This is a genomic window from Leifsonia stereocauli (assembly GCF_038432415.1).
Classification (GTDB): domain Bacteria; phylum Actinomycetota; class Actinomycetes; order Actinomycetales; family Microbacteriaceae; genus Orlajensenia; species Orlajensenia stereocauli.
On sequence record NZ_JBCAUN010000001.1, the window covers coordinates 821,208 to 838,230 of the forward strand.

The window sequence follows — 17,023 nt, forward strand, 5'->3', positions numbered from 1 at the left end:
AGGTTCGATGGAGACGTCGGCGCCACCGCTGTCGGCGGAACGGATTCCACTCGAACTCCCCCAAGGAGCACCAGTGAGCAGAACGCAGATGAAGCGCAGGCTGGCCATCGCCACGAGCATCGTGCTCGGAGGCGCCCTGGCCATGACGGGAGTCTCGCCGGCACTGGCCTCGGGATCCCAGGGCGGCGGCGGTGACGGATGGCAGAAGCTCAACTCGCTCGCCCTGCGGAAGGCCATCACCGCGGACGGCCTCACCCGCCACCTCGACGCACTGCAGTCCATCGCCGTGAGGAATGGCGGCAATCGTGCCTCGGGGACTCCCGGCCATGAGGCATCGGGCGCCTACGTCGAGAAGCAGCTCGCGAAAGCCGGCTTCACGACGTCGCGGCAGTACTTCAGCTACGAGCAGTTCGTGTTGAACGACTCCGCCTTCGAGCTGACTGCTCCGACACCCACCGTCTACGGCGCAGACGACTTCTCGGCGATGAGCTACTCGGCATCCGGAGACGTCTCGGGCCCCGTGGTGCCCGTCGACCTCAACCTGACGGGCGATCGTGCCTCGACGAGCGGATGCGAGACCGCTGACTTCGGGGGCTTCGTCGTGGGAGCCATCGCTCTCCTGCAACGCGGTACATGCCCGTTCTCCGACAAGGTCGCCCATGCAGCGACGGCGGGCGCAACAGCCGCGATCATCTTCAACCAGGGCAACGACGTTCCCGGCGACGATCGCACCGGAGTCGTCTCCGGGACGCTCGGAACGGCCTCCGCGATCCCCGCGATCGGCACCAGCTTCGCGATCGGGGAGTCCATCGCGGCGACGACCGGATCCGCAGCCCGTGTGTTCGTCGACGGCACGCTGAAGGACACGGAGACGTTCAACGTGCTCGCCGACACCACGGGCCGGGCATCGGAGACCGTGGTCGTGGGTGCCCACCTCGACTCCGTCGCCGAAGGTCCCGGCATCAACGACAACGGCACCGGATCCGCGACTCTCCTTGAGACCGCGATCCAGCTGAAGCGTCTCCACATCCAGCCGCAGAACCGCGTGCGGTTCGCCTTCTGGAGCGGAGAGGAAGACGGCCTGCAGGGCTCGAACTACTACGTGTCGCAATTGTCGGAGAAGCAGATCGCCGCCACGGCCGTCAACCTCAACTTCGACATGGTGGGATCGCCCAACGCCGTGCGCTTCGTCTACGACGGCGACGGCGACGCGTTCGGTGCAGCCGGCCCCGAGGGCTCGGCGGAGATCGAGGAGGTCTTCACCGACTACTTCGGCATGAAGAAGCTGGCCACGGCCCCCACCGAGTTCGACGGCCGCAGCGACTACTTCGGCTTCATCGAGAACGGCATCCCCGCGGGTGGACTGTTCACGGGAGCCGAGGGGATCAAGACGGATGCCGAGGCCGCGAACTTCGGCGGTACGGCCGGGGCTCCGTACGACCCCTGTTACCACAAGGCCTGCGACACGACCGACAACGTCGATCCCGTGGTCTTCGAGCAGATGGCCGACGCTGCTGCGCATGCAACCCTCGCCTTCGCGAAGGTGAGGACCTGGACGCACAACCACGGCTGGGGCAATGGCCACGGCACCGGCTTCGACAAGCTCGAGGAGCGAGTGCAGAACCGCGGAAGTCACGCGTTCCGCTGAGTGACGCCCGAGACCGCCGAGACGCGGATCCCGTTCCCCCGTGGGTCCGCCTCTCCTGTGCTCGCCCGGCTCTAGGCTGGACGGATGCCCCGGATCATCGCGCTCGACGCCTGGCGTGACCCCGAGCGGGTGTTCGCCGCACTGTTAGGCGACGAGGGGCATGCCTTCTGGCTCGACGCCGGGACTGACGCCGAGCACGGCCGCAGCTGGATGGGTGCTCCATCGACCGCCGACGGGGTGGCGCTGTTCGGCCCCCACGACGACGTGTTCGCCTTCCTGCGTTCCGGGCTTTCGGCAACGGCCCATCCCACGGATGCCGGAGGTCCGGCGATCGACGACACGTTGCCGCTCGACGGACGCCCCCTCGGCTGGGTCGGCTGGCTCGGCTACGAGGTCGGCGCGCAGACGACGGGGGTGCCGCTTCCGGAGTCGCGGCATCCGGATGCAGCGTTCCAGTTCATCGATCGTGCCATCGAGTTCGACCACGGCACGCGCTCGGTGCGGATCATCGCGCTCGAGTCCGCGGCAGAACGGAAGGACTTCGCAGCGTGGGTCGATCGAGTGCGTCGAGCCATCGCGCCCGTCGAGGGCGCCCCGGCGCAGACGCTTCGTGCGCCAGCGCCCGGTCGCAGCATCGCCAGCTGGCGTCACGGCCCGGCTGCATACGAGCGGCTCATCGAGCGATGCCAGCAGGCGATCCGCCGCGGCGACGCGTACCAGCTCTGCCTCACCAACACGATCACCGTCGACGGACACTTCGATCCCCTCGAGACCTACAGTCGGCTGCGCGCCGCGAGTCCCACGCACCATGGCGGCCTGCTGCGATTCGGCGAGCTGGCGCTGTTGAGCTCCTCTCCGGAGCAGTTCCTGCACGTCTCCGAGACCGGCCGCGTCGTCACGAAGCCCATCAAGGGCACACGCCCGCGTGGTCGCTCGGTCGTCGAGGACATAGACCTGAGGGCCGAGCTCGAGGCCAGCGACAAGGAGCAGGCCGAGAACCTGATGATCGTCGACCTCATGCGCAACGATCTCGGCCGCATCGCCGCGCTCGGTAGCGTGCGGGTCACGAGCCTGCTCGCCGTCGAGAGCTACGCCCAGGTGCACCAGTTGGTGTCGACGGTCGAGGCCGATCTCGCCGACGGGCTCACCGGCATCGACGCCGTCGAGGCGTGTTTCCCCGCCGGTTCGATGACCGGCGCACCCAAGATCAGCGCCATGGGCATACTCGCCGAACTCGAGCAGGGCCCGCGAGGCATCTACTCGGGTGTGTTCGGCTACGTCGGCGTCGACGGGTCGATCGACCTCGCCATGGTCATCCGCTCGATCGTGCTGACTTCGGATGCCGCCACCATCGGATCGGGCGGGGGCATCACGGCGCTCTCCGTGCCGGCAGAGGAGGTCGAGGAGACGCGTGTGAAGGCCCGAGCCCTGCTGGCGGTCCTGGGCGTCCATTCCTCTCGGTGAGGCCCGGACGGAGTCTGCGGACGGAGCGCCTTCAGTGCCCGCTGCGGCCGCCGACTCCGTCGGGCCCTCAGTGACCGAGAGGCAGGGAATGCGGCATCCGCAGCACTGTTCAGTAAAGTGGAATCTTGGTTACAGCCATGTTTCGCACTGGCCCGTCCTCGAGCAATGGCGCTCCCATCATCACTTCCGTACCGATTGAGAGTCACGTGGCACACGAGCACGAGTCCGCGCACAGCGAGCCCAGCGAGGGAGAGGTCTACGACTTCGCCTCCATCCAGAGGAAGTGGCTGCCCGTCTGGGATGAGATGAAGCCCTTCAGCTCGGGCGACCCCGACGACAAACGGCCTCGCAAGTACGTGCTCGACATGTTCCCGTACCCCTCTGGCGACCTGCACATGGGCCACGCGGAGGCATATGCCCTCGGCGACGTGATCGCGCGGTACTGGCGACACCAGGGATTCAACGTCATGCACCCCATCGGCTGGGACTCCTTCGGCCTGCCGGCCGAGAACGCCGCCATCAAGCGCGGCATCGACCCGCGCGGCTGGACCTACGACAACATCGCGCAGCAGAAGGCGAGCATGCGGCTGTACGCGACGTCCTTCGACTGGGATCGCGAACTGCACACGAGCGACCCCGAGTACTACAAGTGGAACCAGTGGCTGTTCCTGCAGCTCTACAAGAAGGGTCTCGCCTACCGGAAGGACAGCTGGGTCAACTGGGACCCGGTCGACCTCACCGTGCTTGCGAACGAGCAGGTACTCTCAGACGGCACTTCGGAGCGCAGCGGCGCGGTCGTCGTCAAGAAGAAGCTCACGCAGTGGTACTTCCGCATCACCGACTATGCCGACCGCCTGCTCGATGACCTGAACCAGCTCGAAGGCACGTGGCCGTCGAAGGTGATCAACATGCAGCGCAACTGGATCGGTCGTTCCATCGGGGCCGACGTCGAGTTCGAGATCGCGGGCCGCGAGGAGCGCGTCACAGTCTTCACGACCCGTCCCGACACGCTCTGGGGAGCGACCTTCATGGTCGTGGCTCCGGACTCCGACCTGGCCGCCGAACTGGTGGAGGGGTCGACGCCCGAGATCCAGGAGCGCTTCGCCACGTACTTGACGGCAGTGCAGAAGTCGACCGAGATGGAGCGCCAGGCCACCGACCGCGAGAAGACCGGTGTCTTCCTGGGCCGCTATGCCGTCAACCCGGTCAATGGTGAGAAGCTGCCCATCTGGGCCGCCGACTACGTGCTGGCGGACTACGGGCACGGCGCCGTCATGGCCGTTCCGGCGCACGATCAGCGCGACCTCGACTTCGCCCGTGCCTTCGACCTGCCGGTGCGTGTAGTCGTCGACGTGAATGCCCCCGTCACCGGCGTCATCCCTGTGATCGACGTCGACGAGCACGGCGACCCGGTGCTGCCCGATGTCGAGAGCACCGACCCCGCCGTCACCGGAGTCGCTCTTGCGGGTGAGGGCCGCCTGATGAACTCGGGCCCGCTCACGGGGCTGTCCAAGTCGAACGCCATCAAGAAGGTCATCGAGATCCTCGCCGCAGAGGGCCGGGGTCGCGCCGCCAAGAACTACCGCCTGCGCGACTGGCTCATCTCGCGCCAGCGGTACTGGGGCACCCCGATCCCGATCATCCACGCGGCCGACGGCACTGAGATCCCGGTTCCCGAGGACCAGCTGCCGGTTCTTCTTCCGGATGCCGATGGCCTCGACCTGAAACCCAAGGGCACGTCGCCTCTCGGCGCCGCAGATGACTGGGTCAATGTACCCAACCCGATCGACGGCACGCCGGCACGCCGTGATGCCGACACCATGGACACCTTCGTCGACAGCTCCTGGTACTTTCTGCGATTCCTCGACCCGAACGACGACACACGAGCGTTCGATCCGCGCGAGGCGGAGAAGTGGGCCCCGGTCGACCAGTACGTCGGAGGCGTCACGCACGCCATCCTCCACCTGCTCTACGCGCGCTTCATCACCAAGGTTCTCTTCGACCTCGGCTACCTGAGCTTCACGGAGCCCTTCTCGGCTCTGCTCAACCAGGGCATGGTGCTCATGGACGGCTCGGCGATGTCGAAGTCGAAGGGCAACCTCGTGCGTCTCTCCGACCAGCTCGAGGAGCACGGCGTCGATGCCGTGCGGCTCACCATGGCGTTCGCCGGACCTCCAGAGGATGACGTCGACTGGGCGGCGGTCTCGCCGGTCGGCTCGGCGAAGTTCCTGGCGCGGGCATGGCGCGTCTCCAAGGACGTGACCTCGAGCCCGGACGTGCAGTGGAAGAACGGCGACCCCGGGCTGCGCAGGGTCACCCACCGCTTCCTCGCCGACGCTCCCGGCCTCGTCGAGTCGTTCAAGTTCAACGTGGTCGTCGCCCGCCTCATGGAGCTGGTCAACGCCACCCGCAAGGTGATCGACACCGGCGCTGGCCCGGCGGATGCCGCCGTGCGCGAGGCGGCCGAGGTGACGGCGATGGCTCTCAACCTGTTCGCGCCGTACACGGCAGAGGACATGTGGGAGAAGCTCGGCTACCAGCCCGGCATCGCCCTCGTGCAGTGGCGCAAGGCCGACCCCAATCTGCTGATCGCCGAGTCCGTCACCGCCGTGGTGCAGGTCGACGGCAAGGTGCGCGACAAGCTCACGGTGTCGCCGAACATCTCGGGAGACGAACTCGAGGCTCTCGCTCGCGCCTCTGCAGGCGTCGTGCGCTCCATCGGAGACCGCGAGATCGTGAATGTCATCGTGCGCGCACCCAAGGTCGTGAGCATCGCCACCAAGGGCTGAGCTCGACTCACGCATCTCGCGTGTCCCGCGCGTCGTGAAGGGCTGGGGATTCCTCCCCAGCCCTTCAGTCATCCGGTCGTCGCGTCGACCTGCGGACTCCACGGTGGAGCCGGCGCGGTGCGACCTAGCCTGACCCGGTGGGCACCGCAGACGACGAGGCGATCAGCCGGCTCGATCCGTCGGCTCGGGCGGCTCCGCGCGTGCGTCTCGCCGTCGGCGGCGTCATCGTGCTCGTCATCGCCGCGCTCATCGCCACGGTCGTGGTCGCGATGCTCGGCGCCGGCGGCAGCGGTCAGACGATCGAACCCGGCGATCTCCCGGACGAGCTCCGATCAACCTCGTCGTCGACACGCGGCGGCACGACAGCGGGTGATGGTGTCCCGTCCTCGTCGGCACCGGTGCTCTTTGTGCACGTCCTCGGCGCCGTCGCCCGCCCGGGCCTGTACGAGATCGCAGCCGGCTCCCGGGTCATGGATGCCGTGGCTGCGGCTGGCGGATTCGGTGCGACAGCCGACCCCGGGGGAGTGAACCTCGCCCGCGAGCTGTCCGACGGCGAGCAGCTCGTCGTGCCTGCCGTCGGCGAGGTGCCACCGCCGTCAGCCGTCGCGCCCGGCGCGGGCGGGGAAGCCGCCGGGGGAGCGGCACCAGGCGGGCCGATCGACCTCAACAGGGCGACCGTGGCCGACCTCGACACCCTGCCACGTATCGGCCCCGCTCTCGCGCAGCGCATCATCGACTGGCGCGACGCCAACGGCGGCTTCTCGAGCGTCGACGAGCTGCGCGAGGTCAGTGGCATCGGCGACAAGACCTTCGAGTCGCTGCAGGACCTCGTGACGGTCTGACTGGCCATGGGAGCCGAGCTGCGACTCGCCTGGCCGGCAGCCATCGCCTGGGCTGCGGCGTTCGTGGCGATCGGGATTCCGGATGTCGCGGGCTGGGTGGCGGTGGCCGCGGCGCTGTCGGCGATCGGCGGGGTCGCCGTGCTGCTCCGCGGGTCCGGCTCGATCCGGGGCCGCCGCATCCTCGCGGTCGCCGCACTCGGTGCCGCCGCGACTGCCGTGGTCTGCACAGCGGTGACAGCTGCGGCGGCCACGCGCATTCCTCCCGTGCTCATCGAGGCCGCTGAGCAGCACCGCACGGTGACGGTCGCGGCCGTGGTGTCCTCGGCTCCAGTCGCCGGCGCAGGGGCGTTCTCCGGCGCCGAGCAGCTCCGGTTGGAGGCCCGTGCGGTCGTGGTCTCGAGTCGAGGGCCCGATGGTGCGAGCCCGCCTGTCGGTGCAGCGGCGCCAGTCCTGATCTTCGGCGAGGTGGCGGGGGAGCATCCGCGCATCGGGGCCACCGTGCGAGCGAGGGGCACCGTGAAGTCGACGGATGCCGGAGAGGACGTCGCGTACCTGCTGTTCGCCTCCGGGCCGATCACCGTGCTCGCTCCGCCACCGTGGTACCTCGGCTGGGCTGATCCGCTGCGCGCCGGCCTGTCGCTGGCGGCCACGGCTCTCCCCGGCGACGGTGGCGACCTGCTCCCCGGTCTCGCCATCGGCGACACCGGTGCCGTCACCGCGGAGCTCGACGCGGCGATGAAGAGTTCGTCGCTCAGCCACCTCACCGCCGTGTCCGGTGCGAACTGCGCCGTCGTCGTCGCCGCGATAGTTCTGCTCGGTGCCGTCTGCGGACTGCCGCGACGTGCGCGCTCCATGCTCGCCGTCGTGGCTCTCGCGGGGTTCGTCGTACTCGTCACTCCGCAGCCCAGTGTCCTGCGCGCAGCCGTCATGGCGACGGTGGTGCTGTTCGCCCTCGGCATCGGCCGGCCGGGGCGCGGCATCCCGGCCCTGGCTGTCGCCGTCGTCGTGCTGCTGGTGATCGATCCCTGGCTGGCCCGCGATTACGGGTTCGCGTTGTCTGTCGCGGCGACGGCCGGGCTTCTCCTGTTGGCCCGCCCGCTGGCATACTCCCTCGCGCGTTGGATGCCTGTTCCCATCGCGATCGCGATCGCCGTGCCCTTGTCCGCTCAGCTCGCCTGCCAGCCCATCCTCATCCTGCTCGACCCGACGGTGCCCGTCGCGGGTGTGCTCGCGAACCTCCTCGCCGAGCCGGCGGCGCCGATCGGCACAGTGCTCGGCCTGCTCGGGTGCCTGCTGCTGCCCGTCGTTCCCGGACTCGGCTCGGCCTGCCTCCAGGTCGCGTGGGTGCCGTCGGCCTGGATCGCGCAGATCGCCCGCACAGTCGACGGGCTCGCCTGGACGAGGCTGCCCTGGGTCGGCGGCGCTGGCGGTGCCGTGCTGCTCGCGCTCGTCACGGCCTCCGCGATCTGGCTCGCGGTGCGCCGCAGGGACGGCGCTTCCACGCGGGCGGTCGGCGTGCTCGTCACTGGCCTGCTCCTCACGGCCGGGGCCTATGGCGGCGCCCTCGTCGGCTCGTCGGTGCTCCGCTCGCTCTCGATGCCTGGCGACTGGCAGTACGCCGCCTGCGACATCGGGCAGGGCGACGCCGTGGTGGTGCGTGACGGCGACAGCCACGCCCTCATCGACACCGGACCGGAACCTGCGCCGCTGTCGCGGTGCCTCGACGCGCTCGGCATCCACCGACTCGACCTCCTCGTGCTCACCCACTACGACCTCGACCACGTCGGTGGGGTCGACGCCGTCCTGGGCCGTGTCGACCACGCGATCGTTGGCCTGCCCGAGACCGATGCCGACCGTCGCATCCTGTCTCGGCTGCAGCAGGGAGGCAGCATCATCGAGCGCGGAGCCGCCGGACTCAGAGGATCGCTCGGTGCCCTCGACTGGGAGGTGCTCTGGCCGCTGCCGGATGCCGCCACCATGGCGACGGGCAACGCGGGCAGCGTCACGATGCGCTTCAGTGGCGCCGGGTCGAGCTCGGTCTTCCTCGGCGACCTCGGCGAGGAGTCGCAGGATGCCCTGCTGCGCTCATCGGCCCTGGCGCCCGTCGATGTCGTCAAGGTGGCGCATCACGGATCATCGGACCAGAGCACCGAGTTGTACGAGCGGCTGCGCGCGAAGGTGGGGCTCATCTCGGTGGGAGCCGACAACAGCTATGGGCATCCGACCGCCAGGAACCTCGAGATCCTGGCGGGCATCGGCACGGTGGCGGAGCGCACGGACGAGCAGGGACTGGTGCTCCTCGCCCCCGGCGTCGACGGGTCGGTGCGGGTGTGGTCGGAGCGACATCAGGGTGTCGGCGGCGCAGGATAAAGTGGAGATTCCATCCTGAGAGGACCCGCGTGGCTGCTCGTACATCCGCCCCGGCCAAAGCTCGGTCCACCGTCTCCATCCCGCAACTCGGATGGAACCAGGTGCGTCCGGCGCCCGTCGTGCTCGTCTCCGGCACCGAGACCTTCCTTGCCGAGCGCAGCATCCGCGACCTGCGGGACTTCCTGAAGACTGAAGATCCGAGTCTCGAGATCGTCGACATCGCAGCAGACTCCTACGCGCCGGGGGAGTTGCTCACGATGGCCAGCCCGTCGCTGTTCGCGGAGCCTCGCCTGCTGCGCGTGAGCAACGTGGAGAAGTGCACCGACGATTTCATCACCGAGACTCTCGCCTACCTGCAGGAGCCGGCCGACAGCACCTTCCTGGTTCTGCGGCACAACGGCGGTGTGCGCGGCAAGAAGCTGCTCGATGCCATCAGGGGCGGTCTGGGCGGTGGCATCGAGATCGTCTGCGCCGAACTCAAGAAGGACGCCGAGAAGTACGAGTTCGCCGCCGGCGAGTTCGCGGCGAAGGCGCGCCGGGTCGCTCCGTCGGCTCTGCGGTCGCTCGTCTCGGCCTTCTCCGACGACCTCGCCGAGTTGTCGGCCGCGTGCCAGCAGCTCATGAGCGATGCCAGCGCCGAGATCACCGAAGCCACTGTCGACCGCTACTACGGCGGACGCATGGAGGTGAACGCCTTCAAGGTGGCCGACGCGGCCATCGCGGGTCGGCACGGTGAGGCTCTCACGAACCTGCGCCAGGCGATCTCCTCGGGTGAGGATCCCGTGCCGATCGTCGCGGCATTCGCCATGAAGATCCGCACGATGGCCAAGGTGTTCGGCACCCGCGGCGGCTCGGGTCAGCTCGCCTCGAAGCTCGGCATGGCGCCGTGGCAGGTGGAACGCGCCCAGCGCGACCTGCAGGGCTGGACCGAAGAGGGCCTCGCCCGGTGCATCACGATGCTCGCCGAGACGGACGCCGCGGTGAAGGGTGCTGAGCGCGACCCGGTCTTCGCGCTCGAGCGCATGGTCGGCGTCATCGCCGCCCGCGGTCGCGCGTAGAGGCAACGCACGGCGCCACCCCGCGGCGCTTCGACCGCGGACTTCGTCCGGGCCTCAGCGAGCAGTACTCCTGCACCCTGACCCGTTCGCTGAGGCCCGACGCAGTCGCGGCCGAAGCGCCGGTGGCGCGGGCGCAACCGTCTCGGCGGCCACAGAGGGCCGAGTGCCGCCCGCACAGAGAGAGGGCCCCGGATGCCGAAGCATCCGGGGCCCTCTCGACAGATGAGCGCTTAGAGCGCTGCGACCTGCTTCGCGATGGCCGACTTGCGGTTCGCGGCCTGGTTCTGGTGGATGACGCCCTTGCTGACGGCCTTGTCGAGCTTCTTCGAAGCGGTCTTCAGGGCGCTGGTTGCAGCAGCCTTGTCGCCTGAGGCGATGGCGGTGCGGGTGACGCGAACGGCGGTCTTGACCTCGCTCTTGACGGCCTTGTTGCGCTCCTGGGCCTTCTTGTTCGTGCCGATGCGCTTGATCTGCGACTTGATGTTTGCCACGTTGAGTACGTTCTTTCGTTTGTGTGTGGATCGGATGTTGCCGCATGACGGTAGAGGGGCGCCTGCGGCGAAATCGTGTGAGGTGGGACCCACACGCAAGCCAACAGGCAACTTTACCCTATGAAGGGCCGTCGCCGATAATCCCGCCGGGTCTCGGCACGGCGGATTCTCAGACCGACGACTCTGCGGCGGTGTCCGCCACCAGCGACGGAGCGTAGGAACCCGAGCTGATCTCGTCGAGAACGGATGCCCCCGCCGGCGCCCAGCCGAGCTCTGTGCGCGCCCGCTCACCGGACGCCTGCTGATCCAGCAGCAGCGCATCGGCGAAGGCCGCGCCCAGCCTCTCGCGGCTGGCCTCGGCGCTCTCGGGCGCTACGCCGCCCGAGATGTTCCAGGCTGCCGCGATGGCCTGGCCGAGCTCGCGCACGGTGGGGTTCACTCCGCTCGCCCCGATGTACGCGCCGTGCGCGCTTCGGTTCTCGTAGGCGAGCACGAAGAGCGCGGTGATGTCGTCGAGGTGCACCGTGGTCCAGTGCTGCGATCCGTCGCCCACGAGGGGCACTGTCGGGGCGACTCCGATTCCGCGGCCGGCGTCGATGAGGCCCCGCACGATTCCGCTGCCGTCGCCGTAGACGACGCCGGGCGCGACGATCGCGGTGTTGGGTGCCGCGTTCACGAGGGCCTGGCCCTCGGCGCGCCACCCGCTGATCGGAAGGGGCTGGAACGGCGACTCCTCGGTGATGTCGTCGCCGGACCCGTAGATCCAGATTCCGCCGGTGTGGACGAAGCGCGCGTCGCGTCCTTCGATCGCGGCGAGGACCGCCGGCACGAAGACGGCGTCGACGGCGGGGGATGAGGCGAGGTGGATGACGCCCTCGGCCGCCCCGGCGGCCGCGCGCACGATCTCGGCGTCATCGGCGGCGCCGATGATGGCGGTCGCGCCGGCCGCTTCGACGATGGCCGCATTCTCGGGCGAGCGCACCAGCGCCGACACCTCGTGTCCGGCGGCCAGGAGCCGCTCGAGAACTGCTGATCCGATGTAGCCGGCACCGCCGGTCAGAAGAATGCTCATGCCGAGATGCAACCGCGCCGGCCGCAGATCCTTCCCGGCCGGCCGACATCCAGCGTCACATCGCTGCAGGCCGGCGCAGGGGGGGGGGGGGGGGCTGGCCGGGACGGTGCCACGAGTGCGAGTCACGCCAGCGGGGCCGCGTCCACCTCCGCGAGTTCCCGCCAGGCCTCGAGGACGGCATCGGTGAAGGCCTCCGGTTGCACGAGGCTCGCGAGGTGCGTCGCACCGGGGATGACGGTGAGGGAGCCGTGACGGCTGGCCCGCAGCATCCGTCGCTCGTCGAAGCGGATGTGGTCGTAGCGTCCGTTCACCAGCCAGACGCGTCCGTCGTAGGCCGCGAGGTCGTCGAGGGGCCTCAGCTTGCCGATCGAACGCAGCCCCGACTGCATCACCTCGAGTGCGATGCCGCCGGCGAGCAGATCGGTGAGGCCGGGTTCGCGCACGAGCATCTTCGCCAGGCCGTCGTTGAGGGCGGAGCCGCGGTCAGGGAGCAGGTGGATCGCCGCTGCCGCCGCCCGGTACCCGCCGATGAAGATCGGCCGGGGGATGGCGCCGCATGACGCGGCGACGAGCCCGCGCAGCCGGGTGGGGTGACGAGCGGCGTAGTGCATGCCGATGTAGCCGCCCATCGAGAGTCCGACGATGAGCGGTGGCTCGCCGAGGGTCGCGATGCCGTCGTCGATGGCGGCCGTAGCGGCCTCGAGGGTGAAGTCCTCGCCCATCCGTGCGCCGTGTCCGGGCAGGTCGATCGCGAGCGAGCGGATGCCGCGATCTGCGAGCGCGCCGATCTGCACGCGCCACATGCTCGATGAGGTGCGGATGCCGTGCAGGAAGAGCACCGGAGGGCCGCTGTGCATCCAGCCATGCTAGTCATGGGAGAATCGAGTCACGATGTCTCCACGTGCCCTCACGCCTCTGCAGCCCGCCGCGACCGACCCGGCACTCCTTCGCAACTTCTGCATCATCGCCCACATCGACCACGGCAAGTCGACGCTGGCCGACAGGATGCTGCAGATGACCGGCGTGGTGAGCGACCGCGACATGCGGGCGCAGTACCTCGACCGTATGGACATCGAGCGCGAGCGCGGCATCACCATCAAGAGCCAGGCCGTGCGCATGCCGTGGTCGCTGAACGGCGACACCTACGCGCTCAACATGATCGACACCCCCGGGCACGTCGACTTCACCTACGAGGTGTCGCGGTCGCTCGCCGCCTGCGAGGGCGCGATCCTGCTCGTCGACGCAGCCCAGGGCATCGAGGCCCAGACCCTGGCGAACCTCTACCTCGCGCTCGAGAACGACCTCACGATCATCCCGGTGCTCAACAAGATCGACCTCCCGGCCGCCGACCCCGACAAGTACGCAGGCGAGCTCGCCAGCCTCATCGGCGGTTCCCCCTCCGACGTGCTGCGCGTCTCGGGCAAGACCGGCGCCGGCGTCGAAGACCTCCTCGACCGCGTCACCGAGCTCATCCCCGCCCCGAAGGGCGACAAGGACGCTCCGGCGCGCGCCATGATCTTCGACTCGGTCTACGACAGCTACCGCGGCGTCATCACCTACGTGCGCATGATCGACGGACACCTGAACCCCCGCGAACGCATCCAGATGATGTCGACCCGCGCCACCCACGAGATCCTCGAGATCGGAGTCAGCTCGCCCGAGCCCACTCCCAGCAAGGGTCTCGGAGTCGGCGAGGTCGGCTACCTGATCACCGGCGTGAAGGACGTGCGCCAGTCGAAGGTCGGCGACACCGTCACCACGGCCGCAAAGCCCGCGACCCAGGCCCTGCCCGGCTACACCGAGCCGCTGCCCATGGTCTTCTCAGGCCTGTACCCGATCGACGGCAGCGACTATCCCGACCTGCGCGAGGCGCTCGACAAGCTGAAGCTGTCGGATGCCGCCCTCGTCTACGAGCCCGAGACCTCGGTCGCGCTCGGCTTCGGCTTCCGCTGCGGCTTCCTCGGCCTGCTGCACCTCGAGATCGTGACCGAGCGCCTCGAGCGCGAGTTCGGCCTCGACCTCATCACGACGGCGCCCTCGGTGATCTACGAGGTCACGACCGAGGACAAGAAGACCGTCACCGTCACGAACCCGAGCGAGTTCCCCGGCGGCAAGATCGTCAGCGTGCGCGAGCCCGTGGTGAAGGCGGCCGTGCTGGCGCCCAAGGACTACGTCGGCGTGATCATGGAGATCTGCCAGGCCCGACGTGGAACTCTCCTCGGCATGGAGTACCTCGGTGAGGACCGCGTCGAGATCCGTTACACGATGCCCCTCGGCGAGATCGTGTTCGACTTCTTCGACCACCTCAAGTCGAAGACGGCCGGGTACGCATCGCTCGACTACGAGCCCGCGGGTGACCAGGAGGCCGACCTCGTCAAGGTCGACATCCTGCTGCAGGGCGAGCAGGTCGACGCGTTCAGCGCCATCGTGCACCGCGAGAAGGCCTACGCCTACGGCGTGCTCATGACCGGGCGCCTGCGCAAGCTCATTCCGCGCCAGCAGTTCGAGGTGCCCATCCAGGCGGCCATCGGCGCCCGCATCATCGCGCGTGAGTCGATCAGTGCCATGCGCAAGGACGTTCTGGCCAAGTGCTACGGCGGTGACATCACCCGCAAGCGCAAGCTCCTCGAGAAGCAGAAGGAGGGCAAGAAGCGCATGAAGATGGTGGGTCGCGTCGAGGTGCCCCAGGAGGCGTTCATCGCAGCGCTCTCGGGCGACGTGGAGACGAAGGACAAGAAGTAGCCTTCCAGCGCCTACTCTCGAACCTGTGCCGCCCCAGGAGAACGACGACGCCGTCATGAGCGGCATCCGCACCCTGTTGACGGATGCCGCCAGTCGGCTTGCCTTGGCCGGAGCCCGCGATGAGGCCCTCGGCGAGTACGTTCCGGCGCGCCGCAAGCTCCTCGTCACGCGTCGCGCCGTCATGGTGCCGCGTGGGCGGGTCTGGCGGCTCGGCGTGCTGTTGATCGACCCCGACGGCGCCGTCTACCGCGAGGGCCTGACGACGCGTGCCGTGCCGCCGGGCCGCACCCAGTACCAGTCGGAGTCCGCCGAGGTGCGGCGCGCCTATCGTGACGCCGCCTTCCGCGGAAGGTTCTCGGAGGGAGAGACCGTCAACTTCGACGCGACACCGATCGTGCTGGACGCCGCCGAGCTGCGGGCGTCGACGGGTGTCCTGTTCGTGCGTGGCGACGAGCCGCTCGTGCGCTGGAGTGCCACAGCGGGCGACGATGCGGCGATACCCCTGGAGCGCTACCTCCGCGACCGGGTCGATCTCCTCGTGAACCCACCCGCCGGGGCATGACGCCGTCCCTCGCTGCTGGGATCGACGCCGGCCCCGAATGAGCCGATCGGCCCCGTCGGCGTAGGCTGGAGGGATGCGCCGTTCCACCTTCGTCGGAGAGCCGGTCACCTACGGGGCGATCGGCGGCACTCTCGCCCCCGACCTCCTCGCGTATCCGCCGGCCGGATATCGCGCCGAAGAGCACACGGTGAAGCTCGGCAGCGGTGCCGAACGCTTCGCGATCGCCTCCTCGTCCCTCATGACGTGGGGAGTGCAGCGTGGCAGCGGCATCGAGGTCACCGAGGTGCGCTCGGGCACAGGCACCCAGTACACGGGCCTGGTCTTCAACGACGACGGGACCCCTGCGGCCGAGCAGCCCGCCCTGCAGGCCGAGGAGCGTTACGGGCCCGACGGCTCCCCGTTCATCACCGCCGGGATGACGGCGAAGCTCAAGCTGCACCTGTGGCGCATCAGCTTCACGGCCCCGGTGCGCGTCATCTACGTCATCGACGAACCGGGCCGCGTGGGCTTCGCCTACGGAACCATGCCGGGCCACCCCGAGAGCGGCGAGGAGGCCTGGGTCGTCGATCACCGGGAGGACGACTCCGTCTGGCTCACGATCCGCATGTTCTCGCGCCCCAGCACGCTGCTGTACAGGCTCGCCGGGCCCGTGCTGCGTTCGGCGCAGAAGCGCTACACCAAGCGCTACCTGCGGGCGCTGCATCCCGTCGCCGCGGCCGTCTAGGCCGAGCCGAGCCACATGCCCAGCGCACTTCCCCTCGCCGACCCGGCGCCCGCCGACGGCCTGCTTCCGGCATCCGCCGTCCTCGGGGCAGACGAGCGCACCTTCGGCGTCTATCTCCACGTGCCCTTCTGCCGGGTGCGCTGCGGATACTGCGATTTCAACACCTACACCTCCGACGAGATCCGCGGAGTGAAGCAGTCGGACTACGCGGCCCAGGCCTCTCTCGAGATCGCGGCCGGCGCCGGCATCCTCGCCGAGTCGGGCCTTCCGAGGCGCCCGGCGAGCACGGTCTTCTTCGGCGGCGGCACTCCGACGCTGCTTCCTGCGGGCGACCTGGTGCGGATGCTCGACGCCGTTCGCGCCTCCTTCGGCATCGAGCCCGATGCCGAGGTCACGACGGAGGCGAACCCCGACTCCGTCGACGCCGAGTATCTCGCGGTGCTGGCAGCGGCCGGCTTCACGCGCGTCTCCTTCGGCATGCAGTCGGCCGTTCCCCACGTTCTGGCGACGCTCGAGCGCACTCACGATCCCGCCCGCATCCCGCTGGTCGTCGGATGGGCCCGGGATGCCGGACTCGACGTCAGCCTCGACCTCATCTACGGCACCCCGGGGGAGTCGCTCGACGACTGGAGGGCCAGCCTCGAGCACGCCATCGCGCAGCGACCCGACCACCTGAGCGCCTACTCGCTCATCGTGGAGGACGGCACCAAGCTCGCCAGGCAGATCAAGCGCGGCGAGGTCGCCGAGCCCGATGAAGACCTCCAGGCCGACATGTACGAACTGGCCGACCGGATGCTGGCCGATGCAGGCTACGACTGGTACGAGGTCAGCAACTGGTCGCGCAGTGTCGAGCACAGGTCGCGCCACAATCTCGCGTACTGGCGGGGCGGCGACTGGTGGGGCGTCGGCCCCGGTGCCCACAGCCACGTCGGCGGCGTGCGCTGGTGGAATGTGAAGCATCCGGCAGCCTATGCAGACCGCGTCCTGGCCGGCGTCTCGCCCGGAGCCGGGCGGGAGACCCTCGACGCCGAGACCCGCGGGGTCGAGCGGGTGCTACTCCTGGCCCGCATCCGCGAGGGCATCCCGGTATCGTCGCTTCACGCCCCCGGGAGACACGCTGTCGCCGGCCTCATCGCCGACGGCCTCATCGACGCGAAAGCCGCCCTGTCGGGATCAGTGGAACTGACCCTGACAGGACGGCTTCTGGCTGACGGCGTCGTGCGGCGACTTCTCGCCGACGACTGATCAGTGCGACGGGCGT

General features: G+C 69.1%; 13 protein-coding genes. 10 read left to right on the forward strand and 3 right to left on the reverse strand.

The features are described 5' to 3' along the window. The first annotated feature begins 73 nt into the window (after nucleotides 1–73). From AADV74_RS04055 to holA, 6 genes are all read left to right on the forward strand, one after another. Nucleotides 74–1,648 carry a M20/M25/M40 family metallo-hydrolase gene (locus AADV74_RS04055; protein ID WP_342112078.1) on the forward strand — a complete coding sequence of 525 codons (1,575 nt, stop codon included), beginning with the start codon at nucleotides 74–76 and terminating at the stop codon, nucleotides 1,646–1,648. A gap of 84 nt (nucleotides 1,649–1,732) precedes the next feature. Beyond that, nucleotides 1,733–3,112 carry an anthranilate synthase component I family protein gene (locus AADV74_RS04060; RefSeq protein WP_342112080.1) on the forward strand — a complete coding sequence of 460 codons (1,380 nt, stop codon included), beginning with the start codon at nucleotides 1,733–1,735 and terminating at the stop codon, nucleotides 3,110–3,112. A 206-nt stretch (nucleotides 3,113–3,318) separates the two neighbouring features. Continuing rightward, the gene (gene leuS, locus AADV74_RS04065; protein WP_342112082.1) at nucleotides 3,319–5,901 is read left to right on the forward strand and encodes a leucine--tRNA ligase; all 2,583 of its coding nucleotides are present in this window, start codon (nucleotides 3,319–3,321) and stop codon (nucleotides 5,899–5,901) included. Between the two features lie 137 nt (nucleotides 5,902–6,038). Beyond that, nucleotides 6,039–6,743: a ComEA family DNA-binding protein gene (locus AADV74_RS04070; RefSeq protein ID WP_342112085.1), complete on the forward strand. Its 705-nt coding sequence runs from the start codon at nucleotides 6,039–6,041 to the stop codon at nucleotides 6,741–6,743. 6 nt (nucleotides 6,744–6,749) lie between these two features. Continuing rightward, a complete protein-coding gene (locus tag AADV74_RS04075; protein WP_342112087.1) occupies nucleotides 6,750–9,113 on the forward strand; it encodes a ComEC/Rec2 family competence protein in 2,364 nt (787 codons plus the stop codon). A gap of 29 nt (nucleotides 9,114–9,142) precedes the next feature. Then, nucleotides 9,143–10,171: a DNA polymerase III subunit delta gene (gene holA / locus AADV74_RS04080; RefSeq protein ID WP_342112089.1), complete on the forward strand. Its 1,029-nt coding sequence runs from the start codon at nucleotides 9,143–9,145 to the stop codon at nucleotides 10,169–10,171. A gap of 230 nt (nucleotides 10,172–10,401) precedes the next feature. Here the strand turns inward: holA and rpsT are convergent, their stop codons facing one another. The 3 genes from rpsT to AADV74_RS04095 all read right to left on the reverse strand — a co-directional run bounded on the left by rpsT (nucleotide 10,402) and on the right by AADV74_RS04095 (nucleotide 12,591). Next, on the reverse strand, nucleotides 10,402–10,662 hold the full coding sequence (rpsT, locus tag AADV74_RS04085; protein ID WP_135119738.1) for a 30S ribosomal protein S20: 261 nt from the start codon (nucleotides 10,660–10,662) through the stop codon (nucleotides 10,402–10,404). Between the two features lie 169 nt (nucleotides 10,663–10,831). Then, nucleotides 10,832–11,734 carry an NAD-dependent epimerase/dehydratase family protein gene (locus AADV74_RS04090; RefSeq protein ID WP_342112092.1) on the reverse strand — a complete coding sequence of 301 codons (903 nt, stop codon included), beginning with the start codon at nucleotides 11,732–11,734 and terminating at the stop codon, nucleotides 10,832–10,834. 122 nt (nucleotides 11,735–11,856) lie between these two features. After that, nucleotides 11,857–12,591, reverse strand: coding sequence for an alpha/beta fold hydrolase (locus tag AADV74_RS04095; protein ID WP_342112094.1), 735 nt, complete (start codon nucleotides 12,589–12,591; stop codon nucleotides 11,857–11,859). A 34-nt stretch (nucleotides 12,592–12,625) separates the two neighbouring features. On the opposite strand from AADV74_RS04095, the gene lepA reads away from it, so the two are divergent. The 4 genes from lepA (at nucleotide 12,626) to hemW (ending at nucleotide 17,007) form a co-directional block, all read left to right on the forward strand. Further along, nucleotides 12,626–14,476, forward strand: a complete 1,851-nt coding sequence (gene lepA, locus AADV74_RS04100) for a translation elongation factor 4 (RefSeq protein WP_342112096.1) — start codon at nucleotides 12,626–12,628, stop codon at nucleotides 14,474–14,476. Nucleotides 14,477–14,501: 25 nt separating this feature from the next. After that, nucleotides 14,502–15,038 carry a hypothetical protein gene (locus AADV74_RS04105; RefSeq protein WP_342112098.1) on the forward strand — a complete coding sequence of 179 codons (537 nt, stop codon included), beginning with the start codon at nucleotides 14,502–14,504 and terminating at the stop codon, nucleotides 15,036–15,038. A 73-nt stretch (nucleotides 15,039–15,111) separates the two neighbouring features. After that, a complete protein-coding gene (locus AADV74_RS04110) occupies nucleotides 15,112–15,762 on the forward strand; it encodes a DUF1990 domain-containing protein (RefSeq protein WP_342112099.1) in 651 nt (216 codons plus the stop codon). Between the two features lie 15 nt (nucleotides 15,763–15,777). Next, nucleotides 15,778–17,007, forward strand: coding sequence for a radical SAM family heme chaperone HemW (hemW, locus tag AADV74_RS04115; protein WP_342112101.1), 1,230 nt, complete (start codon nucleotides 15,778–15,780; stop codon nucleotides 17,005–17,007). Nucleotides 17,008–17,023 lie beyond the last annotated feature (16 nt).